This window comes from Mesorhizobium sp. B2-4-14 (genome assembly GCF_006442155.1).
Lineage (GTDB): Bacteria > Pseudomonadota > Alphaproteobacteria > Rhizobiales > Rhizobiaceae > Mesorhizobium.
In genome coordinates this window covers 18,327-42,493 of record NZ_VFVA01000002.1, presented here as the reverse complement: position 1 = coordinate 42,493, position 24,167 = coordinate 18,327, and the positions used below count along the sequence as shown (strand labels likewise).

The window sequence follows — 24,167 nt, the reverse complement described above, 5'->3', positions numbered from 1 at the left end:
CTCGTCAGGCAAAGCCGGGGAAGTAGTCGACCTTTATCCTTGAACGGCGCACGCCCATGGCGCGAAGTTTCTGGCGAAGCGCCTTGACCATGGTCTGTGGGCCGGAAATGTAGAACGTCCGCTCGAGATAGTCGGGGACCGCCAGGCGTATCAGGCGCTCGTCGATATAGCCTGGATACTGGCCGCGCTCGGCGCCCCGCGCGACGGCATGGATTGTCCTGATGCCGAGTTTTTGCCTGGCGGTGCCGAGCACATCGCGATAGGCGATATCCTGCTGTCCCTCGGTTCCGTAGAGAACGACGATCGGGCGTCTCTCGTTGCGGTCGAGCAGATGTTGCAACATGGAGCGGAATGGGGTGATGCCGATCCCACCGGCCAGGAAGGCGATCTTTGTTCCATGGTTCGCCGGAAGGGTGAAGTTGCCTGCCAGCTGCGCGGCATGGATTCTGCCGCCGGGCTTCATGGCGATCAGTTCGCGCTTGAAGGCGCTCGATTGCGGGTAGAATTTCACGCCCAGACGGACGGTTTCCTCGGTCGGCGCCGAGGCAATGGTGAAATAGCGGCGGTTGCCCCGATTGTCGGAGCGGTTCATGCCGAGCGTCCACTCGAGATATTGGCCCGCCTCGAAGGCCAGCTTTCGCGGCGAACTGAAGATGAAGTCGTAACTGTCGATGGCGGAGCGCTCTATGCGTTCCAATGTCAGCACGAAGCGGCCCTTCGGCCCTGCCGCGTAAGCAAACACATTGCCAGCGAGCAACGCCAGCTCCGGCGTGAAATAGAACGAGCCGATATGCACGTTGGGAGCGAACAGGAAACCGACGACCGCCGCGAAGGCGATGCGTGGCCAACGCGTGGTAGGCGCCGTCAACGGCTCGGTCAGCATCACGAAGGCGAAGAACAGCAGCGGCGACGAGGTCAGCGTCTCCTTGAGCGCCTCGCCATAGAGCGATGGCTCTGTCGTGGCCAGGATGGTGATCAGCGCCACGATCAGGAAGGCCGCGACGAGATCCAGGCGCCGCAGCTTTCGCACAACGAGAATGCCGCCGACCAGCACGAAGGGGAGCAGCCATGAATTGCCGCCGGCCCACCAGGTGGCGGGCTTGTCCAGAAGCAGCGCCGACAGCGCCACGCCGAGCGCCGCCGGGTTGAAAACATGCTTCCGGCCGACTGCGAAGATGAACTTGGATGAGATCGCCCAGACGGAGGCGAATGCCACGGCGCCAATGCCCTTGAGGTCCGTTGCGGCCACCGGATCGAGGATGAGGGCAAGGATGAGCGCGGTGATGTAGACGGACTCCTTGTTTGCCGGAACCTCGAAGACCAGTTCGAAGGCTTTGTTGGTGACCCAGCAGACCGCGAGCGCCAATGCGGAGGTAAAGGCAAGCGCGAGCGGATCGTAGGGCACGAGCTTGGCAAAGGTGAAGGCGAAGGCCGTGACCAGCAGGGCCGTCAGATAATAGAGCACCAGCCTGTACATGGTCAGGTGGTCGAGGAATCGGTCGAGGGCCTTGATCATGGTTCGCATAGATCTCCGAAACCGGTTGTCAGCGTTGCCCGACCGTCGATGTCGATGACATAGCCCTCGATGCCGGAAACCTGCTCGATGAAGTGGATGCCATCCCGGCCCATTGCGAAGGCGGCGGTGGCGAAGCGGTCGGCGTCGAGCACGTCGGGTCCGACAACCGTCAGGCTGACGATCCCGGTGATCGGATCATCGAACCTATACGGGTTGTAGATGTGTTGTCCGCGCGCATAGGTGCCGGAAGTCGCGACGCCGAGACCACGCGGGTAGATAACCTTGACGATTTCATCCATTTTGAAGGGATTGCGTATGCCGACGCTCCAGTCGGTTCCGGAGGCGTTCTTACCGCTCGACTGGACGTCGCCGCCGGCTTCGATGAAGAAGTCGTCGACGCCCGCTTGGCGAACGAGGCCCGCGGCGTTGCGGATGGCCCACCCTTTGACGATCCCCGAAGGATCGAGCGAGCCGTCCGGCCTGCGAATGTCGAAGTAACCGCCCGTCTCGTTCTTCGTGCGCTCGGCAAGTGCCAGCACTTCCATCATCTCGCGGCTCCAATCCTTGACCGGAACGTCGCCGCGATTGATGGCGGAAATCTCGCTGTCGGCCTTGTACGTGCTGAAGCGCCGGTCGATTCGGTCGAAATAGCCGAAGACGTCCTCGATCAGCGCGCCGGATGCGCCACCGATGTCGACCGTAATGGGCATTCCCATCAGAACGCGGGTTTCGCGCATCGAATTAGGAAGAAGCCTTCCTGAGCGCGCCGTGGAGCGATTGGATAAAGGCCCTGCTGCTCAGCGTTGCGCCTGAGATGATGTCCACGTTGGCGCTTTGCGCGCTGATCGCCTCGTCGCGCAACAGGGGCAGCGCCTCCCTGTTGATGCGGACGGAGGTGCTCCGGTCCGAGGGATACTTCAGCACTTTCAGCGCGGTCAGACGGCCGCCCTGTACGGAAACCTGGATCTGCATGGGACCGTAATAGGCGTCCGTAACGGGACCGACATATGTTCCGTCCCTGAAACCGTGCGTGGCCGGAGTTGTCGCGATCGCCTTCATTCCTGCGCGGATGGCGCGAGCCGGTGCCTGGGGATAGTCCGGCCGCGATTGTGGGATAGGGATGTACACGGCGGGAGTTACGGCGAATGACGAAGTCTCCTGCGTTTCAGCAGCGACGCTCGGCTGAGGTTTGGCCACGGCTGGCTCCGGTGCCGGGGCCGTGGACAGGGAGGCCGGTACCCGCGACGCCTGCGATAGCCTGACCGCGGCTTGCTCCGGCTCTGGTGCGGGCATCGGAATGGCCGCCGTCGTTTCCTTGCCGATCGCCGACGACGGCACGTCGACACGGGGCTCCAGCCGCGTGCTCTGCCGGCGAGGCTCGAGCAAGGCTGGCGCTGGACTAGGGGCGGTATCCGCGGGTGTTGCGGGGATGGCTGGCTGCCCGGCATCTCGCTCCGTAGCGTCGGCAGGAAGCGCCGAACCAAGTATATCGTCCGTCTGGGCCTTGCCGGGTTGTTCCCAGACATAGGCGCCGGAGGCGGCGATCACGAACAGCGACAGGGCAATCTTTTTCATCCGCGTTTCAATCCAGCTTGGCTTATGCACTGGCGAATCCATTCTGGATCGCTTGGGATGCATTATCCCACGACGAAGCTGACAATTGGCTGTCAGTTGGCAGCGGCTCCGCCGTTCGACCTCGGCCTCAGCAGCGGCAAACCTGCGCCACGACGGCGCGGGCTTCCCCGTTTCCTGCACGATCGCCCGCTTCTGCTCGTCGCGAGTCCGGCGGCAATTCGATTGCCCGTCCACGGCTTTTCGGTGCCAAGCGCATCTACGCCGCGCAATTAGCAGCGCTGCTTGATTAGGCCCAGGCACTCAGCCTGTTTCCAGTTGTCTGCTTCTGTTCCGGCGAATGCACTGTAGTGATAGTGCTAGGGACCACACCCAAAAAGACGCGGTAAAGGGCCTAACCGCGTCAAAACAATCGAGTGGGAGTGAGGGGTAAAAGCAGCGAGAGGGCCTGCTTCATGTCAGCAACTGCGTCGGCACCCCAAGCGCTGGACCGGCCTCGCCGAGCCGCTGATCGAGCGTGTGCACCGTGGCGCCATGCTCCGATGCAGTGGCGAGATGCAGCGCATCGCTGGCCCGAAGCCCAAGCATATGCTGATCGGCAAATTTCGCCGCGGTCCGGAATTGCCTGACCGTCACGCCGAGCACGGTGAAGCTCTCGGCGACCAGCTTGTTGAACATGGCGAGCACCCCGGCGCGCTGTTCCAGGCTGATCTGGCCGGTCCGCAGCTTGATCGCCATGGCCGAAGACGCCTCGGTGATGGTCCAGTCGCTGATCAGAAGCTGCGCCGCATCCTGCTCCGCCAGCCAGGCCTGAACACGCGGCGTCATCGCTTCATTGGAGAGCGCCGCGACGATCAGCGACGTGTCGAGATAAAGCATCAGTAGCGGTCGCCGTCCCGCATCGCTCGCACCAGATCAGCAGCGCTTTCGGTCTGCGGCTGCATAATCTCCGTCAGAGACCGGAGCACGGCAGCGTCGATTGGTTTGCGAGGCTTGGCCACGGCGGTGAGCCGTGCAACCGGCTTGCCCCGCCGGGTGATGTCGATTGAATCGCCCGCCTCGACCCGGTCGATCAACTCGCTCAGATGGGCCTTGGCGTCTGCCAGATTGATCTCATCCATGCCATTCTCCTGACCATGTAGATGGTCATATAGCGTGTTCAGCTCAAGAATTCCAGCGCGACCTCTCGACGCTCGCGCCGCGCCTGGCAAGGAAATAGGCCGAAGCCGTCCCCATCAGTCCGCCGCCCAGCACGATCACATCCATAGTCGTTCCTCAGAGTATGATCCTGAGAAGCGGGAGGCGGTGCTGCCATGTCGGGGTGTCCTTGTTATCGAGAATCTGCCCCTCGGGTTCTCCACGATTTGGCTGACGATCGCCAGACCAAGACCGGTTCCGCAGGCCTTCGTGGAGAAATGGGCTGACCCGCCATCGAGTCGATGAAGGCCGGCGGTAGGTTGTAGCCAATATTGGGGGTAAGCTCGATGTCTGACGAGAGCGCGTTCGCAAGTCTCTCCAAACAATGGCTGTCATCGATTTCGAACCAGCGGCGCTTGGTCAAGACTGGGGCAACGTGGAGCGGGATTGCAGTCCCGCTCCACGTCCCGGGAGGAGAGCGGAACACTCATGTTCCGCTCCGGGGGATCTCAGGCAGACCGCAGCTGCCGGAAACTTGCGCGAACTTCCTCTGAATAGAATTGCGGCTGCTCCCAGGCAGCGAAGTGCGTGCCTTTGGGAAGCTTGTTGTAGTGAATGAGCTTGGGATAGGCCTTCTCCGCCCAACTCTTTGGGGCGGTATAGATCTCGTCCGGAAACGCGCTCACCGCGAATGGGATGGTGTTCACGCCCTTGACGTCGAAAAAGCCCTTCTTCGCCGTGGCGCTGGCGTCCCAATAGAGACGCGCCGATGACACCGCCGTCTTGGTCAACCAGTAGAATGTGATGTTGTCGAGAACGTCGTCAGGGGTGAGGCCTTCGGGTTGTCCGTCGATCGAGCGCGCGATCATCGCGTAGCTGCCCGCATCGTGATCCAGGATCCAGGCCGCCAGGCCAACCGGCGAATCCTCGAGCGCGTATAGCGTCTGGGGGCGCAGTGACATCTCGTTGGCGTAGCCCAACCCGTTCTTGTAGAAGAGCTCGAGTTGGTTCCACGCATTCTGCTCGTCGGCGGAGAGCCCGGCGGGCGCCGGCTCGTGAAGATTGAGCGCCTTGGAGATATCGGCAGGAAGGGTCCCTGGCATGTTCGAGTGAACACCAAGCAATCCGGGAGGTGCCTGCACGCCCAATTCGTCGCCGACCTGCGCACCCACGTCGCCGCCAGCGGCGACGAAATTCGTGTAGCCGAGCCGCTTCATCAGCGTGACCCAGGCGCGTGCAATGCGCGGTGTGTCCCAACCTGTGACGGTTGGCTTGCCTGAGAATCCGTAGCCCGGCAGCGACGGAACCACGATGTCGAACGCATCCGATGCGCTCGCGCCATGCTTGGTCGGATTGGTCAGGGGATCGATGATTTTCAGCTGCTCGATGATCGAGCCGGGCCAGCCATGCGTGACGATGAGCGGCAACGCATTTTCATGCTTCGAACGGACGTGGATGAAGTGGATGTCAAGCCCGTCGATCTCGGTCACAAAATGGGGCAGGGCCTTCAATTGCGCTTCGCACCTTTTCCAGTCGTAGTCCGTCGCCCAATACCGCGCGAGTTTCTGTATCGTCGACAACTGCACGCCCTGGCTCGCGTCCGTTACCGTTTCCGATTTCGGCCAGCGGGTTGCGGCGACGCGCCGGCGGAGATCGGCGAGGTCCTCGTCCGGAAAGCTGAAAGTGAACGGGCGGATCGCCGCCGCGTCAGTCGCCGCATGCAGCGCCTGAGGCAGCAGGCTGATGACGCCGGCGGCGGCGGTGGCAGCGAGAACTTCGCGCCGGGTGGGCGATAGCGATATAGGCGACATGACGTGCTCCTCTCTTCGGTCGGTGCGTTACGATGCGCTACACAAATCGACTGTCGGCCGAGGCAAATCCATTGCACGTTGGTATTGGCGATACCTTCGCATCGGTCGCGCAATGAGCAGCCGGCTTGAGGAACCTGCACGACCGCAAGGCACGACAAAAGCGCGCGCCATTCCCGGCGCACGCTTTCAAACGGATGTTCATCGACGCGCTTCCGGCCGATGCCGCCGACCGGATCGTCGCCAACGCTTGCCGCGTGAGCGGCTGGCAAGCAGGCCAACGGACTGCTGATGCCAGGAATCCTACTGCGGCAACGGCCTGCCGGCCCGCTCGGCGACCATGTACTCGGCGTACCATGCCGGCCAGTTCACATCGTGGCGGCCACCGTCGCGCTTCTCGTGCTCGCCATGGGCGGTCGCCGCGCGTAGCAGCGCGGCCTCGAGTTCGCCCGCCGAACTATACGCTGTGTCGCCCGAGTCCACGCGTCCGGGGAGTCGGGTGGTAATCTCCTGCAGCAGCCAGCTGTTGCCGTCCGGATCACGGAAGATGGCAAACGAGTTGTAGGTGCGGCGCTCCGGATCAACGCCCGGAATAGCAGGGCCGCCAACGGCGGCGCGGTGGAACACTTCACTTACATCGGCGCCGCGAGCTATGAGCGCGGCACGGGCGGCCTCGATGTCGGATACGACGAGATAGAGATTTTGCGATCCTGGCGCGGCCGAAGTGAGACCCTTGCCGAAGTGGATAGAACCCAGCGAACCGGGCGGCGTGAATTGCACGACCCGGAACGCATCACCGTTGACGAAGTCGGCGTCGAGCCTCCAGCCGAGGCCCGTATAGAAGGCCTTGGCACGATCGATGTCGGACACAGGGATGACGACGACTTCCAACTTCAAGTCGACGCGGGGCGCAGTGGCGGCCCCAGTTGAAACTTCCTTGGTTGCTGCGAGAGTGCTCATGTCGGGCTCCTTGAATTTGGCTGGCTTGAGTTTGGCTGCCTTGAGAGTGGTAATGGTCCCAAAGGCGGTCAATTGAGCGAAGGTATCGGTGGCTGCCGCTTCCTCACTTAGTCCAAGTCGACTCAGTCCAAATTGCCCAACAAATGGACCCGCGTCGGCCCTCCGATCCTCCATCATGCCTTGATATTGGTTCGTTGCGGACCAATCCAAAAGTATTGCCAACACCATCGTGTGATAGATTTGCGGGCGCCTTAAGTCGATCTCTAGCGTATCCGACAGAGGAGATGCGCGATGAACGATCGACGATTTTTCAATTCCGACACCATGACAATCAGTGCGCCCAGGGAGACCAGCGTCAGCCAGGCGCGATGGATACTCATGCCGCTGTTCGGATTGTGGATCGCGTTCTCGATCGTTGGTGTGGTCCTCGGATGATCCGGAGCCATGCAACGGCCTCGCCGCGGTCGGCGGGCTTTCCAGGAGGTTCGACCTTGACGTCCTTCTGCCGGCTCTTTCGGATCATCGATCTCGATCTTCCCACCTCAGATGCGCCGTCAGGCGCAGGGTTGCGCGAGCGCGCGGGCCGCGGGGAATTTCTCAAGATTGGATTTCGGACGTGAGCGCAACCACGGCACAATCGCCCTTCACTGTCGCCGGATTTCCTGTCTGGTCATGGGCCTTTGCGGTCCGCATCTGGATGGCCGCGATCGTCGCCTTGTTGGTAAGTTTCTGGCTTCAGCTCGAGGTTCCGTCCTCGGCCATGCTCACCGTGATGATTTTGGCGGAGCCGACGCGCGGGCAGGCGCTGGAAAAGGCCGGCTATCGCTTGATTGCGACTGTCATCGGGGTGGTCGCCTCGATCGCGATCGTGGGTTCGCTTTCCCAGACGAGGGAGTTGCTGCTCGTGGCATTCGCGGCATGGATGGGCCTTTGCATCTATGCGTGCGGACTGCTCGATGGCTACCGCGCCTACGCAGCGGTCCTATCGGGATACACCGTCGCGTTCATCGCCATCCAGCAGATCGACAATCCACAGAGTGTCTTTGAAGCAGCAATGGAGCGCGGTGCCGCGATTGCGGTGGGTGTGCTGTCGATCACGCTCGTGAACGATCTGCTGTTGGCCCCCGACCGTCATCCGCAACTTGGAACACAGCTCGCGGTCCTTCACCGCCGCGTGCGAAGTTATGCACGAGCCGCCATTCGCGGCGAGGCCACCGATACGGTGGCGGTCGCGACCTTGATCAGAGAGATCGTCGCGCTGCGCCCGGATATTTCAAGCCTCGCCACGGAGTCGAGCAGCGGCCCCGTGAGAAGCGATGCGGCTCGGAGCGCGATGGTCGCGCTTGTAGCCGAGTTGCAAGCTGTGCGTGCCTTGGAGGTGCTTCCCGCGACCTTCGATCCAGCTCTGCGCCAGCGACTGGCTTCCTTGTTCGATTTGGATGCCGGCGAGCCTTTGCGGACCCCGCTGAACGAGGATGACCTCGTTTTGTCCGGCGCCGCGTCGACATCATCTGGATGGGCGCTGCAGGAACTGCTGCGGCGGGACACGCAGGTTCGCCTGCATTTTTCCGCGCTGAAATCCGCCGTTCGTCCACCGTGGTCATGGCGGGCGCCGCTCTACCGCTCGCAGCGCATAGCGATGGAAAACGGTATCCGGGCGGCAGCATGCGTCGCGGCAGCTTCGCTCTTCTTTGTTCTGGCGGGCTGGCCGAGCGCGAGTTCCGCGCTCTCGCTGGTTGCGGTCACCCTGGGACTGAGCGCGACGACGCCTGCGCCGCGGGCATTCGCCGCGATCGCCTTTGTCGGAGCACCGATCGCGGTCGCTCTGGCCGGCATCCTCGAATTCTTCGTTCTCAATGGCGTGTCCGACTTCCCGCTGCTGGCGATCGGCCTTGCTCCGTTCCTGATCGGAGCGGCGCTCCTGGTGACCCTGTCAAACCCGATCCTGTCCGGCCTCGGCAAAATCAACCTGATCTTCATTTCGGCCATCTTGGCGGCGAGCAATCCGCAAACTTACAATCCGCAGTCGTTCCTCTTCATTTCATTCTTTATCTGTGTAGCGACCGGCTTGCTGCTCGCGACCCAATACCTCATTCCTTCCATATCGGACAGCCAGCGCAGGCGCTGGCTGCTTGCATCGGCTCGAGAGGACCTTCGCCTGCTGTCGGGTGGCGCGGATCAACGCTACGCGCCCGAAGAGGCTGCCTTTCGCGATGCCGTGCGGGTCGGACAGATCGCCGCGGCCGGCCCGACCGATGCGGAGTACCGAATTTCCGTCGAGCAAGCGCTGGCTTGCTTCGATCAAGCAGCGGTGATCCGCTTGCGCGCAGCCCAGCTTGCTCGGCCGACGGATTGCGCGGCGGCTGGCTTGGTCGAGCAGGCGCACGCAGCTCTGACCGCGCTTGATCCACAATACATCCGCGCCTCCGCCCACAGCCTGAGTGGGCGTGCCGGGGCTGGCGACGTCGCAGCCGCGACGAGTGCGACGCTCGTCATTGCCAATGCGGTTCTCGACCGGCCGCCCACCGACGCTCCCGATATTTACGGACGCGGGTCATGACGCACGACTTTCATGAACTCGTGATCGGCGGAGTCCTGTTCGCTCCGTTCGTTGTCTACGCGGTCGCGGCGCTCGCTATCGTGCTGGTGCTTCGGCCGGTCCTGCACCTCATCGGCTTCGCTAGGATTTTCAGCCACGTGTCGATCGCCGAGTTCAGCCTCTATGTGACCGTTCTCGGAGCCCTTGTGCTTCTGGCCTGATGGAGAATGTCAATGGAAACGCAGCTCAAGATGGATCTTGTCCGGGAAACGCCGGCGGTCCAGGCGACGGAGTCACCTGGTCCTCCATCGACGCAAACAGGCTACGGGACAGCACCGACCGCGAACCTCAACCTTCTTGCGCCGGCCCCGCCGCAAGACCGTGCTCAGACGGCTCTCGTGCCGCAAGGTGGCTCCGTGCAGAAGCGACATCCCGTGCAAGAAGCGTTGCTCGCAACGGCAAAGCGGCTGGCCACTCTGGTCGTGGCGCTGGCCGCCGTGCTGGTTTCCCTTCTGGCCTGGGACCACTATCTGACGGCCCCATGGACGCGAGACGGGCGTGTCCGCGTTCAGGTCGCGAGCGTGGCTCCCGAAGTTTCTGGCCGGATCAAGGATCTGCATGTTGCCGACAATCAGTTCGTGCACAAAGGCGATCTCCTCTACGTGATCGATCCGTTCGATTTTAACGTGGCTCTGCGCACCAGCAGGGCGACGCTGCAGCAAAGAGCCGCCGATTTGCAGGTGAAGGCGCGGCAATCGGAACGACAGCGTAAATTATCGAGCGTTGCCACAACTCCCGAGCAGCAGCAGATCTACGCCGGCAATGCGATTCAGGCCGAGGCCGCGTTCGAAGCCGCGCAGCAGCAGGTCACCCAGGCCGACATAAATCTGAAGCGCACCGAGGTTCGCAGTCCGGTGAACGGATACGTGACCAACCTGCTGCTGCGCGCCGGCGACTATGCTCGCCAGGGCATCACCAATGTCTCGATCATCGACACCGACAGCTTCTGGATCGACGGATATTTTGAAGAGACCAAGATGGCGCGAGTCTGTACCGGAGCTCGCGTCGAGGCGAAATTGATCGGCTACCAGGCGCCGATCATCGGGCATGTCAATACGATCACCCGTGGCCTCAGCGTCTCCAACGCAACCGCCGGCGCACAGGGACTGCCGAACGTGGATCCGATCTATACCTGGGTGCGGTTGGCGCAGCGCGTTCCGGTGCGCATTGCCATCGACGAAGTGCCGCCCGGTGTGCCGCTCGTATCCGGCATGACCGCCACCGTGACGGTCCGGGACGCCTCCGATCGCTCGACCTGGTTCGACCGGGCGCAAGCGAGCGTGTTGAACGTTCTGGACGGACCCTCGGTGCGGCCAGACTGTGTTGCCACCGCCCCGACCGACGGTGACCCGTCGCAATCTGTCCCGGCATGGGAAGCGGAAGCGGCCCCGGAGCCGGAACAGATCAATCCAGGCTTGGCCACCGGCATACAGATGACCCCGGCCACAATTAGCGCCGCTGGACGAGCTGAGGAAGCCATCGAGGGCGGCCACTGATGGGAATGCGGCCGTTTCGCTGTCATTTGCCGCGCTAGCACCGTTCTTGGGCGCCTTAGCTTCCATCGCCCTTCAGCTCCAGCGCGGCTGTTTCCGCGATCCGCCGGCTGTTGAATCTCGCACATTGGCCCGGCAGCGCCGCCGCTTGCTGGTCTGGCCGATACCTAGGTGCAATTGCTGGCGGGCCTCCAAGCGATCACATTAGGCCTGCCAAAATCTCTGCGGAAATATCCGGTCCCCAAACGGGGTCACCACGCACGCATCAGGACCAGCATCGGACTTCGGCACTCGTGCTGAGCGCGGCGCCCGCAAGGCTCGCGCTGCTCAGCCGCCTTTCGACGTCTTGAAAATTTGGAGCCATCCAGTGGAAACATTCGACGTGGCCGACCGCATCGACCACAATCGCCTTCCGGCTCCCGGCACGCCATCGGGCACCACGGCGGTCTTCGAAACGTTCAAGGTGCGCAGGGAAGGCGCCGTTCTGTTCGCGGATATTGCCGCGCCGCCGATGAACCTTCTGGGGCCGGCGATGGTGCGCGACCTGGTTTCCCTCATTCAGCAGGCCGAGGCCGACAGCGGCCTCAAGGTGCTCGTGTTAAGGAGCACCGACCCGGACTATTTCATTCCCCATGTCGATGTGACCCAAATCCAGCAGTACCGTGAGGAGGCCGCGAAGCTCACGGGCGAGGCGTCGATCGGGCTCATGTTCCGCCGGATGAGCGTGAGCCGACTGGTTACCATCGCGCAGATTGAAGGCCGCGTACGCGCCGCGGGCAGCGAGTTTGTCCTGGCGTGCGACATGCGCTTCGCCGCCCAGGGGGCAGCGATCTTCGCGCAGCCGGAAGCGGCATTCGGAGCGGTCCCCGGCGCAGGAGGCATTCAGCACCTGGTGCGTCTGATGGGGCGTGCGCGCGCGCTGGAGGTTATGTTGAGCGCGAGGGACTTCGACGCCGATCTGGCCGAGAGGTACGGCTGGATCAATCGCGCGATGCCCGCCGACGTCCTCGGCGATTTCGTCGGATCGCTCGCTCACCGGATTGCAAGATTTCCAGCCGGGAGCCTCGCCATGGTCAAGAACCGCGTCAACGACATCGCGCTCGCGCCAGTCGACGCTTTTCGACGCGATTCCGACCTCTTTGGCGAGGCCTCACGCAGCCCCGAGGGTCAGGCCCGCTTCCAGTCGGCGTTCAAGCGCGGCTTCCAGACCCGGGAGGCGGAAATGGATTTGGCTGGATTGCTGGGCGAGCTGGACGATCACTGACCTGAGGGCCACCGGACAAGCTTTATGCTCCGCCCGTGCGGAGGAGACCAAACCAGAATTCACCAGAACACTTGCCGCAATATTTGTCAGCACGATCGAACCATCGGAGATACTCATGAGCACGTCCGCACCAGTGATGACCCCGTCTACCAGCGTGTACGTCACCCCAGCCTTTTGGGAGCGCTTGTGGCGCTCTAGCGGCATCCAGTCCGTCGGCCTCTTCATCATCGCTTACGTGATCCATGGATATCAGCCGCAGGTCGGTTCGTCGGCTGATGCCCTCGTCGCTTTCTACGATGGAGATCGCGCGCGGATCCTGATCGCGTCGATTTTTTCCGGCCTGGCGGTTCTCAATCTTTTGTGGTTCGCGGCAGCGTTGCGGACCACCTTGGCGGATGCAGGACAAGATGGCTGGGGCGCGGCCGCGACCGCCGCCAGCGCCACGCTCGGGGCCCTGATCCTCCTGCAGATAGCAATGGGTACGGCGCTCGCCTACTCGATCGCCGGTTCACAAGATCACACGCTCCTATCCGGATTGAACGACTTCGCGTGGGTTCTCGGTGTGCTGACGTCGTTTCCACGCGCGATGCTGATCATGTCAGGGGCGTTCGGCCTTTGGCGGGCCAGATTGATTTCCAACGCACTTTTCGCAGCGGGTGTAGCGGCTGTCGTGCTCGGACTGCTGGGCGGTACCACGTGGCTAGGCCACGGAATCTGGGCGCCCGATGGGGCCTATTCGCGGTTCGTCTCTCCCATTCTGCTTTTGCTGTGGGTTCTGGTCGTGAGCCGGGTTCTCCTGAGCAGGGCACCCGCGACGCGTGCCGGATGGTGATGAGGATGCCGCCGCGGCCGGTCCTGCATAGGGGGCGGCCATAGATCGGTTCGCACGCATCCTGCGTGATCGCGCCTGCGGGCAGACGTCGAGCCGGCCGCAGGCGGCAGCCGGCGACACCTTCGTCCAATCGCCGCGACAAACAACTCATGATTAGATCGCACCCGCGCTCGGGGTATCACCTGGAAAATCAGGATACGCGGCGCTCGTCATCAAGTGAGGGCATGCGGACGCACGAGCGTCACGGCGACGCTATCGCATCGACGACGTCCCCGGTTTGAACCTATCGGTCGAAGAAAAGGAACCTAAGATGAAAATCCTCGCTGCAACTCTAGCATTTGCCGGTCTCGTGCTCACGGGGGCCACGGCAACTGCCCAGCCGGCCAAGCCGACAATCGTCCTGGTGCATGGCGCCTTTGCCGATTCGTCGAGCTGGTACGGCGTCATCGCCATTCTCGAGAAGCACGGCTATCCGGTCGTCGCCGCCGCCAACCCGCTGCGCAGCGTCAAAGGCGACGCCGACATCGTCCACGGCCTCCTCGCAACCATCAAGGCGCCGGTCGTGTTGGTCGGGCATTCCTATGGCGGCATGGTGATCAGCAATGCGGCGAACGGGCAGGCCAACGTGAAGGCTCTCGTCTATGTCGCGGCCTTCGCGCCGCAAGCGGGAGAAAGCGCAGGCGGCCTCGATAGCAAGTTTCCAGGGAGCCTGCTCGGCCCCGACACGCTCGCGACGCCGGTGCCTCTGCCGGGCGGTGGCAGCGATCTCTATGTTCGGCAAGACAAGTTCCAGCAGGCCTTCGCGCCGGACCTGCCCGAGGCAGAAGCCAAGTTGGCGGCGGCGACGCAGCGACCCATCACCGATATCGCGTTCGGCGAAGCTGCGACGGAGCCGGCCTGGGGGACCATCCCGTCTTGGTTCGTCTATGGCGACCACGACACCGCCATTCCCCCGAAACTGCACGCCTGGATGGCCGAGCGCGCGCATTCTCGTGAAACCGTGGTGGTCAAGGGCGCCTCGCATGTGGTTATGATCTCGCATCCCGACGCCGTGGCGAAAGTGATCGAGGATGCGGCAACCGCCCAATAAGGCGACCCAATGGAGGGCATGAAGGCCTTAAGGCCTCGTCGTGGGATGCTCTGTCGTGAGAATCCAGATGTTTCCATGATGGAGAGATTCGGCAGTGAGCGTTACCATTTCCGGGCTTTGCCGGCGGCTGCCTCGCCGCCGGCGAAGCCTCTAGTCTGCGATGACTCGACGACGTAGGGGGTAGTTGCACGAAGATGTCGCCGCTGCTTTCGGATTGTTTCGCGTGATTAGTGAGCACCGCCTCCGCCACCCAGCTCGATCTTTTTGGTGAAGAGGAGGGCGACCGCGGCAAGCGCGAGGACGATGCCGATCACGCCGAAGGTGTCGCTGAATCCGAAAATGAGCGCCTGGCGATGCACGGTGGCGCCGATCACACCGATGGCCTTGTGCCGTGCGACAGCCAGATCCGTTACCCCATGAGCGACAAAGTATTGTGTGAGCTGGTCGATCCTGTCGCGCACCTCGTCTCGGTACAGGGTCACGGACTGACCGATGACATTGGAGTGGAACTGCTCGCGCTTGGTCAGCACCGTGGCCAACGTAGCCGTGCCGACCGCTCCACCGAGGTTGCGCAGCATGTTCGAGAGACCCGACGCCGCACCCGCCTCGCTCGGAGAAATGCCCGCGGTCGTGATGACGGTGATTGGGGTCAACACCAGCGCCTGACCGATGGCGCGCACGATGTTCGGCAGGAAGAACTGATCTCCGGCGCTGTCGAGCGACAGATGAACGTTCATGAAACAGCTGACGGCAAAGATACTGATGCCGACGAACCCGACGGAGCGCGCGTTGAAATGCTTCAGCAGGGATGGCACAAATGGAATTATGAGAAGCTGCGGCAGACCGGTCCAGGCCAGCACCAAGCCGATCTGCTCCGCGTTATAGTGCTGCACCTGGCCGAGATACTGAGGCAGGATGTAGACGGTTCCGAACAGCGCGATGCCGACCAAGACATTGACGATTATGCCGATGCCGAAGTTGCGGCGCTTCAGAAGGCGGAGCTGGACCAGCGGCTTCTCCACCTTGAGCTCAATGAGGATGAAAGCCGAAAGGAATACCGCCGCCGTCAAGGCGAGCTTTACGATGAACGGCGACTGGAACCAGTCGTCCTTGTTGCCCTCTTCGAGCACGGTCTGCAGTGCAGCCAGCCCGATCGCCATTGTAGCGATCCCTGCCCAGTCGCCTTCTTTCAGAAGCGACAGCTGCATGGGCTTCTTTTCGAGCGTGAAATAGAGTGCCACGACCATTATGATGCTGGGTGGCGTGTTGACGAAGAAGATTGTCTGCCATCCATAATTTTCGGTCAGAAAGCCGCCGATCGTCGGCCCGATTGCCGGCGCGAAGGTGACGGAGAGCGCAAACAAAGCCAGCCCGAATGGTTGCTGCGACTTGGGCAGCTTGGTCAGAACCATGGTGAACGCCATCGGGATCAGCACGCCGCCGGCGAAGCCCTGCAGGCCGCGCAGCAGGATCATCGAGCCGAGGTCGTGAGCGAATGCACAAGCCGCCGAGAACAGCGGAAACAGCACCGCATTCACCAGAATGTAGCGCCGGAAGGAGAAAACACGGCTGAGATAGTCGGTGAGCGGGATCACAATGATCTCGCCGATCAGATAGGACGTCGAGATCCAGGCGCCGTTGTCGACGCCGGTGCCGATCCCGCCTTCGATATCGAGCAGGGACGCGTTGGTGATCTGGATGTTGAGGATCGCCATGAAGGCGCCGATCATGCCGGCGAACACTGCTATCCAGGCCGCGGTCGTCGCTGTCTCGGAGGGGACTGGCGGAAAGGCGCGGGGCTCCGTGGGCGAAGCCGCCGCAGTTTGTGTCGTCGTGGACATTACGCCCTCCTACGGGCCGGTCGAGAAGCATCAGTTGAAACGTCCGGAGGCCGAGGCGATCTCGGTCGTGGACGACTTGGTGTCGATGGTCGGGTAGACCGACATGCCCGGGCGCAATTCCACTAAGAGCCCAGGGTCCAGGGCGATCTTGACCGGAATGCGCTGCACTACCTTGGTGAAGTTGCCGGTGGCGTTGTCCGGTGGCAGGAGAGCAAACTCCTGGCCGCTCGCCGGCGCTAGGCTGTCGATATGACCACTCAATACCTGCCCTGGGAAGCTGTCGACCTCAATCTCGACAGGCTGCCCCGCCTTCACATTGGCGAGCTGTGTTTCCTTGTAGTTTGCGATGATATAGGCCCCGTCGGTCGGCACAACGGCCATAAGCTGCGTGCCGGCCTGCACGAACTGACCGACGCGCAAGGTGCGGTTGCCTATCATGCCGCCGATGGGCGCGGTGATTTCAGTGTATGAGAGATTGAGTTCGGCCTGATCCTTGGCCGCCCTGGCACTGGCGAGCGCGGCTCTGACCTGGCCAAGCTCGGCCTTGAGGACATCGAGTTCCTTGGTCGCATTGGCGAGCACAGCCGTATCGCGGCTCACCGCGGCACGGGCGGCGGCGATCTGGGACGCGGCCTGCTGCGCGTTCTGGATGCTGCCGAAGCCCTTCTTGGCCAGTTCGGCATGGCGTTGGTCTTCCTGCTCGGCGAATGTCTCGTTTGCCTGATCGACCGTGATTGTCGCCCGCGCCGCCTCGATTTGCGACTGCTGGGCGGCGAGGGCCGCCTGCTTGCTGGCGATGTTGGCTTCGGCCGCCTCGACCTGGGCTTTGGCCTGTTCGAGGCTCACCTGGAAATCACGGTCGTCAATGCGCGCCAGCACCTGTCCGGCCTTTACCGCATCGTTGTCACCGACCAACACCGCCGCTATATATCCCGAAACCTTGGGCGCAATGGTCGTACTGTCGGCCTTCACATAGGCATCATCGGTAGAGACCAGGAAGCGGCCGACAGTCCAGTACTGCCAGCCCCAATGCGCACCGCCCGCAAGAGCGGCAACGGCCACCCCGGCAAAGAGCAGCCGACGCAGCAGCCGCTTTGGTTGCCCGCCACGCATGCCGGCAACCGCCTCGCGGACATCCGCGTCGCGGGGCATTTCTATTCCTGGCGCCGCTTCACCGGCTGGCAGGGATTTCTCCATCGTAAAGTCCCTCTGGTGCCGGCTCATGGTCTGTTCCTTTCTGTTGCCGCCTTGCGCGGAAATCGGGCTTGCGCTATTTAGGAAAACTTATATTTTCTTATATGAGCCTGATGATGAAGCTTGTCAATGAATTTGGAAAACAATCATGGTCCATAATACCAAAGTCTCAAGGCGCGGCCGCCCCCAGCTGCGATCAGACGAAGAGACCCGCCAGTTCGTCGTCACGGCGGCACGCCAGGAGTTCAATGCCAGCGGCTATGCCCGAGCGAGCATGAGCCGCATAGCCGAGCGCGCGGGGGTTTCGACCAAGACCATGTATCGTCTGATACCGACCAAGGCGGAGTTGTTCCGATCGGTCATCTCCGACCGGATCTCGCGCTTCATTCTGGAACTGGACGAAGCGCATCTGGACATGCTGCCGATCGAGGAAGCGCTCGAGCAGATACTTATCGCCTACGCCACCTTGACGCTCGACGGGGACACGGTGTCCACCTTGCGGCTTGTCTTTGCCGAATGCGATCATTTTCCCGAGATTGCCGCTGCTTTCGCCGAACTCGCCGTCGGCCGCACGATCCAAACCATGGAAAGCTGGCTCACTCGGCAGCGCGACAGCGGCGAAATCGAAATCGACGATCCGTCGACGGCCGTCGGCATGCTCAGGGGCATGATGATCATGGAGCCGCAGCGAGCGCTGATGCTGGGCCAGCGTCAGCCGCCTGATCAGCGTGAGATCGTTGAACGGGCGCACTATTGTGCCCGCCTGTTCCTCGATGGGTGCAGGCGACGAAAGGGCCGGCCCGCTGTAGGCTCGCTGGCGTGAACCGCCTGTGCTGCCGCTGAAGATGGAAACGTGCTGCTCATGAAGGCGAACTCCTTCTCGAACCGACGCCTTTAGCTTCGAGCGGCAGCGCGGCTGATGCTCTTTGCAAGGGCTCTCAGTTCAGGCGTGGGAAGGCACTGTGAACGGAATGCCTCTATCTCAATGCCTTGCCGGTCAAGGAAGGCCATGAACGCCTGGGAAGTCCTTGATTGGACGCGGTTTGTGAGTTTGGACCTTCCGCCTTCGAGCGCCGTCACGCTCACTTCCCATCGTATGTGGATGGACGTGGGTCCTTGCGACGTAAACAGGTCGGAATGCGATTCCAGCACCAGATTGTCTTTCCTGGCGTTTGTCTCGACGTAGTACTGCATTATCAGGCTGCCCCCGATGAGTTCGACCTGGACCGACATAGGCTTGCCGTCGGGAGCAGCCATCGATCCGGACGCAAGGGCAGGCGTCGAACGTCCGTGGGGCTCGACAGGCCCATGAAACCATTGGGCGAGGTCGATCTTGTCAATGGAGGCCTCAACGATTGTCGTTCCCGTCATCTCCACGGTTTCACCGTCGCTCGAGAGCGCCTTTTTCGCAGCCAGTCGGCCGAGCGATGCTATCGACAGCCCTGGGTTCTTCCCCGCCTCTTTGGCTGATGGCTCCGATCGGCTTGAGTGTTCCGGTCCCAGCCTCGAGAACAGCCGGCACCCGGAAAGTCCGACAGAGGAATCGGTTATCGCGGTTGATGTCGAAATTGCGGTCATGACGTACTCCTGTGGCTTGATGCCGATCCGATGCGCCAAAGGATCGGCCAGCAGCGGCGGTAAATCCATTGCACGAAGGTGTCCGCGATGCCTTCGTATCGGTTCGGTCGGGCCGAACGGTTCCATCGGTTCGAACGAGGGCCAGCGTGCGCCTGAAGGGGATTTTGAATGGCGATTGATGGACCTTCCAGGGCAACAGCACCGCGATGAGACGGAAGCCAGATCGGCTGAGTTGTCAGCCGGCTCCCAAAGCGCGCCGGAGCGGCCTTCACGGGCGGTTATGCCGGATGAGTTGATACCCGATTGCTGCGGCTGGCCATCCCCCCATCGTGTCGCTCATGGCGAACCGAGCAGTTCAATTCGACACTGCGGATCGTTTGTGTGCGAACAATGAGCGACAGAGCGCGGTTTGGAAACGTAATCCGCTGTAAGCGTCTAAGTGATTGAGGATAAATATAAAAATAACCTGTCCGGCAATCTTCCGCCCCGCTTAGACTTTAGGTGCAACACCTTTGTATGATGGAAGCGGCCGTGGCGCATGGCCATCTCCTGGCGGTCCGAGCGACGGTGACTTCCTCCCATGTTGCGTTGCTTGACGGACAGATCACTAAATCCAGGAGTATTTGAAATGAACAAGATCGCTTTTACCGCCGCCGCAATTCTTCTTGCGAGCGGCACCGCGTTTGCTGGCAGCGACCACTATGGGTCGGAGAATGTGAACTGGCAGCCGGCACCGGTTTCCAGCAATATCGACCGTAGCCTCACCGGGTCTATCCACAACTCGGCCAAGCACAACAATGTCGACTCCGCGACTGGTATCTTCCAGGACGAACCGGGCCAGGGGATCTGGGGCCGCTAACGCGGTCCTATCCTTCACAAACCCGATATCAGGAGAATGGAGTGACCAGGCTGGCGCTTGTCGCCGCCGCGGTACTTGCCACATCCGGCTTGGCCTTTGCCGGCAGCGACCATTACGGCACACTGACGGCGACCACTTGGACCGTTAGGCAAAATGTCTATCGCGCCCATTCACAGGCCAGGGGCAACCAGGCACGTCATCGTCGATCCGAGGACGACGGCTATACCATCGAATAGCCGGTCCCCGGCCCGACTTCGGCCAGCTGATCTGGAACGATTGACCCCGACGGCTTTGCGACGTGGTCCGCCCTTTTTCCTGCGTCTGCTATGGCGTCGGGCGCATGCCGGTCGGAAACGATCCAAAAGTATTGCCGACACCATCGTGCAATGGGCTGCCGGCAACAGCGGTACAAGATTGATCGCCACAAGTAACAGAATGAGGAAACGACAGTGGTCACCACCGACAAGGCCCACCGGATAGCCGGGGATAACGAGTATGACGCTTCGCCAGGCGGATCGCTTTTCGGCGCCGCGTCCATTCTGGCGTTGCTGAAGCGGCAATCCGGGAGACGGCGCTCGCGAATGGCGCTGCTCGAAATCAGCGTCGACCAGCTGAAGGACATCGGCCTTTCACGATCGGACGCCGTCCGCGAGGCGCGCCGACGGTTCTGGGACTGACGCGAGCCCTCGGCCATCGACCTGGCGTGGATGGCGAAACGACAACGCGATCAAGGCTTACCAGCAAGCTTTGTTGCCGGTCCGAGTGACGCGATTTCCTCCTAAGGCGCGCCACTTGACGGACAGAGACACTGAAATCAGGAGTACTTGAAATGACCAGGATTGTTCTTGGCGCCGCCGCCATGCTTGTTGCCACTGCCACTGCCACTGCGTTCGCCGGTAGCGATCACTACGGTTCGGAGGATGTCTACAAGTCGCCAGCGCACCTCTCTGCAAATATCGACAACAGCTTTACGGCTTCGATTCGGAAACATGCCACACACAGGCAGGTTGACCTAAAAACGAATACTATACCTGCCATGAGCCAGTCCTGGCCGGAAGTCGGGCCCGAAATCTGGGGCAGATGATTTGCGAAGCCCTGGAATGTCAAAGCGGCGGGATTCAAGCGACCGGGACTTGCTCGCCGACACATGATTAAAACGAACTCCGGTCGTTGGATCCGCCATTGGTCTTTGTTCACTGAACGGTGGCTCCCGAAATTCGCCGGTCCAGCTTTCGTCGCGTTAAAAGCAATCGGTAAATTCCCATAGCCGGATGGAGAAAAACAACCGATCGGGCGGCGTGGGGACAATCCCGCGCGGAGAGGGGACAATTCCCGCGCGCGGAGAAATGTCTCCGGCAGCCAATCCGCTGAGGAGATCAGAAATCAAAACGATTTCACCGGAAATGTCGTGGACTAGCAATGCGACCTGCATTTGAGCTCAGGCGGGCTAATTCGCTCGCTCATTTGTCCGATACCTACGTGCAATTGCTCGCGCCCCCTCAAACGATCAGATTACGCCCACCAACATCTTTGTCTCAAACCTGGTTTCCAAAACGAGATCACCATGCGCGCATCAGGATCAGCACCGGACTTCGGATATTCGCGCTGGCCCCAGGCGCCGGCGGTGTCTGAATTCCATCGCGAGCAGGGGCTTCATGATGGACGCGTCGTTCAAACTCCGGACGTGGAGGGGCCACTCTTGACGAACGGAGCCGAGCCGGTTCGCACCGCGCCAACCGAAGTTTCATTCGGGCCATTTCGTCTGCTTCCGGCACAGTTTCTTCTGCTGGAGGGCGACAGACCAGCGCCGTTGGGAAGCCGCGCGCTGGAAATCCTGATTGCCTTGCTCGAACGTCCTGGCGAATTGATTAGCAAGCAAGAATTGATGGCGCGCGTTTGGCCCGATGTCTTTGTGGGGCCCGCCAATTTGACGGTCCATATTTCCGCATTGCGCAGGACGCTGCGTGACGGACGAGACGGAAACCGCTTCATCATCAACATCCCCGGGCGTGGCTACAAGTTCGTAGCCTCGGTCGCCGAGGCGCATCACCGAAGAACGCCGCTTGCGATTGTAAGTCGAACGGCGCCGAAGCTTGGAGGGTGCCTGGAAACCGCCACATTTTCAGACCGCGGCCCCACGTAGCGCAGCCGCGGTTTATTCCAGCCGCCCGACCCCGATCGGGCCCTCCTCGGGACCTGAGTGCTAGATCATCGGGTCCACCAACAAGCCGGAAGGAAAGTGTTCATGGCCACCTTCGACTATGATGTGGTGATCATCGGCTCCGGGTTCGGTGGAAGCGTTGCCGCGTTCCGCGCCGCCGAGAAGGGCTACCGTGTGGGCGTCATGGAGGCCGGCCGGCGCTGGAAAGACGAAGACATTGCGAAGACCAACTGGGATCTGAAGGACTATCTGTGGTTCCCCGCCGCAGAGTTATACGGGATCCAGAGGATGGAGTATCTGGACGACGTGCTCCTCCTCTGTGGGTCGGGCGTCGGCGGCGGCTCGCATGTCTATGGCAACACCCTCTATGTCCCTCCGAAAAAGTTCTTCGATGCGCCAGGATGGGCAGGTATCACCGACTGGGCCGACGAACTGGCGCCTTGTTACGACCAGGCAAGGCGGATGCTCGGCGTCGTTCGCTACCCGTACATGCCGACCGACGTCGATCGCTACATGCAGCAGGTCGCGACCGAGATGGGGAGAGGGGAAACCTTCAACAAGACACCGGTGGGGGTGTACTTCGGTCGGCCGGGCGTCGAGGAGGATGATCCGTATTTCGGCGGTGTCGGACCTCGGCGCACCGGATGCATTTCATGCGGCAACTGCCAAGTCGGGTGTGGCCACAACGCCAAGAACAAGGTGACGACCAACTATCTCTATCTGGCGGAAAAGCTCGGCGCGGAGATCCATGAGCTGCACGAAGTTTACGACCTCTCCCCGCTCGATGGTGACGGGTTCGAGGTGCATGCGCGCCATCCCGGTTGGGCCCAGCGCGCGGCGCATCTGCACCGCCACACATACACCGCCGAGCAGGTGATCGTCGCTGCCCACGCGTATGGCTCGTCGAAGCTCCTTCATCACACGCAGCATGAAGGCCGCTTGAGGGGTCTATCGAGTGAGCTGGGCAAACGGGCACGGACGAATTCCGAACAGCTCCTCGAGATCACCCGGCCTTACGGACAATGGAAGCGCGATCCGGAAAAGATTCACATCACGCCGGGATCTGTCGCAATCACTTGCGGCGTCTGGCCAGATCCGGTGACGAGCATCGAGCCCGTCTACTACGGGACCGGGAGCTCGCTATTCGCGCTCCTTTTCACCCACCATCAGCATGGCGAGCAAAAGCATCCGACGCTGTCGTGGCTCAAGGAGTTGGTCGAACACCCGGCCCAGGTGCTTGGCGTCGCGGATCCGCGTCACTGGCCAGAGCGGGCGGCCATCATGCTGTGCATGCAGACGACCGATACGTCGATCGACCTGTACTGGCACGACGGCCTGTTGCGGAGCCGGCGCGGCTCCGGGGCGCCGCCCTCGGTGCACATTCCGGTCGTCGAGGAGTTCGCCGACCGACTGGCAAAGAAAATGGACAGCGGCGAAGGGGCGCTGGTCACCGAGGTCATCAACCGCACGGCCACGGCCCATTTCACTGGCGGGATTCCGCTTGGCGACAGCAGTATGACTGGCGCTGTCGATCCCTATCAACGCGTGTTCGGGCAGCCCGGGCTTCACGTCATGGACGGGAGCGTGATGCCGGCCAATCCCGGTGTGAACCCGTCGCTCACGATCACGGCTCTTGCCGAGCGCGCAATGTCGCTCTGGCCGAACAAGGGAGATCCGGACACAAGGCCTCCGCTGGGGGCCGGCTATATACGCCTCGCCCCGATCATGCCGCACCGCCCGTTCGTGCCCGCCGGGGCTCCAGGCGAGTTGCGCCTCGACGCCAAGAAGTCCGACATCATCCCCGAGTATCCTTATTGAACCCGTTGAAGGAGAAGGCGATGGCGACGCTCGCTGCTGATATTCTGCTTTCGATCGGGCCGGGCGTCGCGATCCCCAACAACCTGGTCGTCCCCTATTATCTGGACGATCACAAACTGCGAATTTCTCTCGTGCGGATTGACGATCGCCTTTACGCGTTCGACGACCTGTGCACGTGCGCTCCGCAGGCATGCCCGCTGTCCGGCGGCCAGCTCACCGGGAAGACCGTCATGTGCCAATGCCACGGCTCCCGGTTCGACATTCCGACCGGAGCGGTGATCGACGGCCCGGCGATCAGGCCGCTCAACGTCTACGAAGCGCGGGAGGTCGGAGGCGACATTCAAATCCGCATGGGCGCGTCAACGATTGCATGGGAGTCTCGTCGGTAGCCGGCAAAGTAACGACGCGCCCCATGGAACTTGAATATTTCTTTGGAGGCGGACGC

Annotated in this window: 25 protein-coding genes and 1 pseudogene; 15 read left to right on the top strand and 11 right to left on the bottom strand. The window is 61.8% G+C overall.

All coding sequences use genetic code 11. The annotated features are described in order from the left end of the window. Window positions 1-4: 4 nt before the first annotated feature. From FJ938_RS01945 to FJ938_RS01910, 8 genes and pseudogenes are all read right to left on the bottom strand, one after another. Entirely contained in the window at window positions 5-1,516 is a 1,512-nt protein-coding gene (locus FJ938_RS01945) for an RnfABCDGE type electron transport complex subunit D (RefSeq protein ID WP_140690683.1), read from the bottom strand. Beyond that, window positions 1,513-2,232 carry an FAD:protein FMN transferase gene (locus FJ938_RS01940; RefSeq protein ID WP_246673139.1) on the bottom strand — a complete coding sequence of 240 codons (720 nt, stop codon included), beginning with the start codon at window positions 2,230-2,232 and terminating at the stop codon, window positions 1,513-1,515. The genes FJ938_RS01945 and FJ938_RS01940 overlap by 4 nt, the downstream gene beginning before the upstream one ends. Window positions 2,233-2,257: 25 nt before the next feature. Then, a complete protein-coding gene (locus FJ938_RS01935) occupies window positions 2,258-3,133 on the bottom strand; it encodes an FMN-binding protein (RefSeq protein ID WP_246673138.1) in 876 nt (291 codons plus the stop codon). A gap of 408 nt (window positions 3,134-3,541) precedes the next feature. Continuing rightward, window positions 3,542-3,967 carry a type II toxin-antitoxin system VapC family toxin gene (locus FJ938_RS01930; RefSeq protein WP_140690679.1) on the bottom strand — a complete coding sequence of 142 codons (426 nt, stop codon included), beginning with the start codon at window positions 3,965-3,967 and terminating at the stop codon, window positions 3,542-3,544. Further along, entirely contained in the window at window positions 3,967-4,209 is a 243-nt protein-coding gene (locus tag FJ938_RS01925; RefSeq protein WP_140690677.1) for a type II toxin-antitoxin system prevent-host-death family antitoxin, read from the bottom strand. Before FJ938_RS01925 ends, FJ938_RS01930 begins: the two co-directional genes overlap by 1 nt. 55 nt (window positions 4,210-4,264) lie before the next feature. Next, window positions 4,265-4,354: pseudogene (locus FJ938_RS29765) on the bottom strand (FAD-dependent oxidoreductase); the annotation flags it as partial. 380 nt (window positions 4,355-4,734) lie between these two features. After that, on the bottom strand, window positions 4,735-6,036 hold the full coding sequence (locus FJ938_RS01915; protein ID WP_140690675.1) for an epoxide hydrolase family protein: 1,302 nt from the start codon (window positions 6,034-6,036) through the stop codon (window positions 4,735-4,737). A 300-nt stretch (window positions 6,037-6,336) separates the two neighbouring features. Further along, window positions 6,337-6,993, bottom strand: a complete 657-nt coding sequence (locus FJ938_RS01910; RefSeq protein WP_140690674.1) for a VOC family protein — start codon at window positions 6,991-6,993, stop codon at window positions 6,337-6,339. Window positions 6,994-7,284: 291 nt separating this feature from the next. Here FJ938_RS01910 and FJ938_RS29300 point away from each other — a divergent pair, with 291 nt between their 5' ends. From FJ938_RS29300 to FJ938_RS01880, 7 genes are all read left to right on the top strand, one after another. Then, window positions 7,285-7,428, top strand: coding sequence for a hypothetical protein (locus FJ938_RS29300; RefSeq protein WP_181168996.1), 144 nt, complete (start codon window positions 7,285-7,287; stop codon window positions 7,426-7,428). A 181-nt stretch (window positions 7,429-7,609) separates the two neighbouring features. Beyond that, window positions 7,610-9,553 carry an FUSC family protein gene (locus tag FJ938_RS01905; RefSeq protein WP_246673137.1) on the top strand — a complete coding sequence of 648 codons (1,944 nt, stop codon included), beginning with the start codon at window positions 7,610-7,612 and terminating at the stop codon, window positions 9,551-9,553. Beyond that, window positions 9,550-9,753 (top strand): DUF1656 domain-containing protein, encoded by a 204-nt coding sequence (locus tag FJ938_RS01900; protein ID WP_140608564.1) that lies wholly within the window; start codon window positions 9,550-9,552, stop codon window positions 9,751-9,753. Before FJ938_RS01905 ends, FJ938_RS01900 begins: the two co-directional genes overlap by 4 nt. A gap of 12 nt (window positions 9,754-9,765) precedes the next feature. Then, entirely contained in the window at window positions 9,766-11,088 is a 1,323-nt protein-coding gene (locus FJ938_RS01895) for an HlyD family secretion protein (RefSeq protein ID WP_246673136.1), read from the top strand. A 364-nt stretch (window positions 11,089-11,452) separates the two neighbouring features. Further along, the gene (locus tag FJ938_RS01890) at window positions 11,453-12,349 is read left to right on the top strand and encodes an enoyl-CoA hydratase/isomerase family protein (RefSeq protein WP_140690672.1); all 897 of its coding nucleotides are present in this window, start codon (window positions 11,453-11,455) and stop codon (window positions 12,347-12,349) included. A 115-nt stretch (window positions 12,350-12,464) separates the two neighbouring features. Next, on the top strand, window positions 12,465-13,181 hold the full coding sequence (locus FJ938_RS01885; protein WP_140690670.1) for a hypothetical protein: 717 nt from the start codon (window positions 12,465-12,467) through the stop codon (window positions 13,179-13,181). Between the two features lie 310 nt (window positions 13,182-13,491). Continuing rightward, a complete protein-coding gene (locus FJ938_RS01880) occupies window positions 13,492-14,271 on the top strand; it encodes an alpha/beta hydrolase (RefSeq protein WP_140690668.1) in 780 nt (259 codons plus the stop codon). Window positions 14,272-14,498: 227 nt separating this feature from the next. Here FJ938_RS01880 and FJ938_RS01875 read toward each other — a convergent pair whose 3' ends face one another. Both FJ938_RS01875 and FJ938_RS01870 read right to left on the bottom strand, forming a co-directional pair. Continuing rightward, window positions 14,499-16,112, bottom strand: coding sequence for an MDR family MFS transporter (locus FJ938_RS01875; RefSeq protein ID WP_140690666.1), 1,614 nt, complete (start codon window positions 16,110-16,112; stop codon window positions 14,499-14,501). A 30-nt stretch (window positions 16,113-16,142) separates the two neighbouring features. Beyond that, window positions 16,143-17,225 (bottom strand): HlyD family secretion protein, encoded by a 1,083-nt coding sequence (locus FJ938_RS01870; protein ID WP_246673150.1) that lies wholly within the window; start codon window positions 17,223-17,225, stop codon window positions 16,143-16,145. A gap of 229 nt (window positions 17,226-17,454) precedes the next feature. On the opposite strand from FJ938_RS01870, the gene FJ938_RS01865 reads away from it, so the two are divergent. Beyond that, window positions 17,455-18,129: a TetR/AcrR family transcriptional regulator gene (locus FJ938_RS01865; RefSeq protein WP_140690663.1), complete on the top strand. Its 675-nt coding sequence runs from the start codon at window positions 17,455-17,457 to the stop codon at window positions 18,127-18,129. A gap of 71 nt (window positions 18,130-18,200) precedes the next feature. Here FJ938_RS01865 and FJ938_RS01860 read toward each other — a convergent pair whose 3' ends face one another. Beyond that, window positions 18,201-18,884 (bottom strand): hypothetical protein, encoded by a 684-nt coding sequence (locus FJ938_RS01860; RefSeq protein WP_140608577.1) that lies wholly within the window; start codon window positions 18,882-18,884, stop codon window positions 18,201-18,203. Between the two features lie 628 nt (window positions 18,885-19,512). Between FJ938_RS01860 and FJ938_RS01855 the strand changes: the two genes are divergently transcribed. From FJ938_RS01855 to FJ938_RS01825, 7 genes are all read left to right on the top strand, one after another. After that, window positions 19,513-19,743: a DUF680 domain-containing protein gene (locus FJ938_RS01855; RefSeq protein ID WP_140608579.1), complete on the top strand. Its 231-nt coding sequence runs from the start codon at window positions 19,513-19,515 to the stop codon at window positions 19,741-19,743. Between the two features lie 41 nt (window positions 19,744-19,784). After that, entirely contained in the window at window positions 19,785-19,979 is a 195-nt protein-coding gene (locus tag FJ938_RS01850) for a hypothetical protein (RefSeq protein WP_140608581.1), read from the top strand. A 213-nt stretch (window positions 19,980-20,192) separates the two neighbouring features. Then, the gene (locus FJ938_RS01845; protein WP_246671457.1) at window positions 20,193-20,420 is read left to right on the top strand and encodes a DUF1127 domain-containing protein; all 228 of its coding nucleotides are present in this window, start codon (window positions 20,193-20,195) and stop codon (window positions 20,418-20,420) included. Window positions 20,421-20,572: 152 nt separating this feature from the next. Then, on the top strand, window positions 20,573-20,827 hold the full coding sequence (locus tag FJ938_RS01840; RefSeq protein ID WP_140690661.1) for a DUF680 domain-containing protein: 255 nt from the start codon (window positions 20,573-20,575) through the stop codon (window positions 20,825-20,827). Window positions 20,828-21,307: 480 nt separating this feature from the next. Next, window positions 21,308-21,886 (top strand): transcriptional regulator, encoded by a 579-nt coding sequence (locus FJ938_RS01835; RefSeq protein ID WP_140608585.1) that lies wholly within the window; start codon window positions 21,308-21,310, stop codon window positions 21,884-21,886. 102 nt (window positions 21,887-21,988) lie between these two features. Further along, window positions 21,989-23,722 carry a GMC family oxidoreductase gene (locus FJ938_RS01830; protein WP_140690659.1) on the top strand — a complete coding sequence of 578 codons (1,734 nt, stop codon included), beginning with the start codon at window positions 21,989-21,991 and terminating at the stop codon, window positions 23,720-23,722. Between the two features lie 20 nt (window positions 23,723-23,742). Beyond that, a complete protein-coding gene (locus FJ938_RS01825) occupies window positions 23,743-24,111 on the top strand; it encodes a Rieske (2Fe-2S) protein (protein ID WP_140608589.1) in 369 nt (122 codons plus the stop codon). The last annotated feature ends 56 nt before the right edge of the window (window positions 24,112-24,167 follow it).

Bases quoted from the DNA above. Each gene is read 5' to 3' on its own strand.
- FJ938_RS01945 (WP_140690683.1), bottom strand. From the start codon at position 1,516: ATGATCAAGGCCCTCGACCGATTCCTCGACCACCTGACCATGTACAGG.
- FJ938_RS01940 (WP_246673139.1), bottom strand. From the start codon at position 2,232: ATGGGAATGCCCATTACGGTCGACATCGGTGGCGCATCCGGCGCGCTG.
- FJ938_RS01935 (WP_246673138.1), bottom strand. From the start codon at position 3,133: ATGGATTCGCCAGTGCATAAGCCAAGCTGGATTGAAACGCGGATGAAA.
- FJ938_RS01930 (WP_140690679.1), bottom strand. From the start codon at position 3,967: ATGCTTTATCTCGACACGTCGCTGATCGTCGCGGCGCTCTCCAATGAA.
- FJ938_RS01925 (WP_140690677.1), bottom strand. From the start codon at position 4,209: ATGGATGAGATCAATCTGGCAGACGCCAAGGCCCATCTGAGCGAGTTG.
- FJ938_RS01915 (WP_140690675.1), bottom strand. From the start codon at position 6,036: ATGTCGCCTATATCGCTATCGCCCACCCGGCGCGAAGTTCTCGCTGCC.
- FJ938_RS01910 (WP_140690674.1), bottom strand. From the start codon at position 6,993: ATGAGCACTCTCGCAGCAACCAAGGAAGTTTCAACTGGGGCCGCCACT.
- FJ938_RS29300 (WP_181168996.1), top strand. From the start codon at position 7,285: ATGAACGATCGACGATTTTTCAATTCCGACACCATGACAATCAGTGCG.
- FJ938_RS01900 (WP_140608564.1), top strand. From the start codon at position 9,550: ATGACGCACGACTTTCATGAACTCGTGATCGGCGGAGTCCTGTTCGCT.
- FJ938_RS01895 (WP_246673136.1), top strand. From the start codon at position 9,766: ATGGAAACGCAGCTCAAGATGGATCTTGTCCGGGAAACGCCGGCGGTC.
- FJ938_RS01885 (WP_140690670.1), top strand. From the start codon at position 12,465: ATGAGCACGTCCGCACCAGTGATGACCCCGTCTACCAGCGTGTACGTC.
- FJ938_RS01880 (WP_140690668.1), top strand. From the start codon at position 13,492: ATGAAAATCCTCGCTGCAACTCTAGCATTTGCCGGTCTCGTGCTCACG.
- FJ938_RS01875 (WP_140690666.1), bottom strand. From the start codon at position 16,112: ATGTCCACGACGACACAAACTGCGGCGGCTTCGCCCACGGAGCCCCGC.
- FJ938_RS01870 (WP_246673150.1), bottom strand. From the start codon at position 17,225: ATGCGTGGCGGGCAACCAAAGCGGCTGCTGCGTCGGCTGCTCTTTGCC.
- FJ938_RS01865 (WP_140690663.1), top strand. From the start codon at position 17,455: ATGGTCCATAATACCAAAGTCTCAAGGCGCGGCCGCCCCCAGCTGCGA.
- FJ938_RS01860 (WP_140608577.1), bottom strand. From the start codon at position 18,884: ATGACCGCAATTTCGACATCAACCGCGATAACCGATTCCTCTGTCGGA.
- FJ938_RS01855 (WP_140608579.1), top strand. From the start codon at position 19,513: ATGAACAAGATCGCTTTTACCGCCGCCGCAATTCTTCTTGCGAGCGGC.
- FJ938_RS01840 (WP_140690661.1), top strand. From the start codon at position 20,573: ATGACCAGGATTGTTCTTGGCGCCGCCGCCATGCTTGTTGCCACTGCC.
- FJ938_RS01835 (WP_140608585.1), top strand. From the start codon at position 21,308: ATGCGCGCATCAGGATCAGCACCGGACTTCGGATATTCGCGCTGGCCC.
- FJ938_RS01830 (WP_140690659.1), top strand. From the start codon at position 21,989: ATGGCCACCTTCGACTATGATGTGGTGATCATCGGCTCCGGGTTCGGT.
- FJ938_RS01825 (WP_140608589.1), top strand. From the start codon at position 23,743: ATGGCGACGCTCGCTGCTGATATTCTGCTTTCGATCGGGCCGGGCGTC.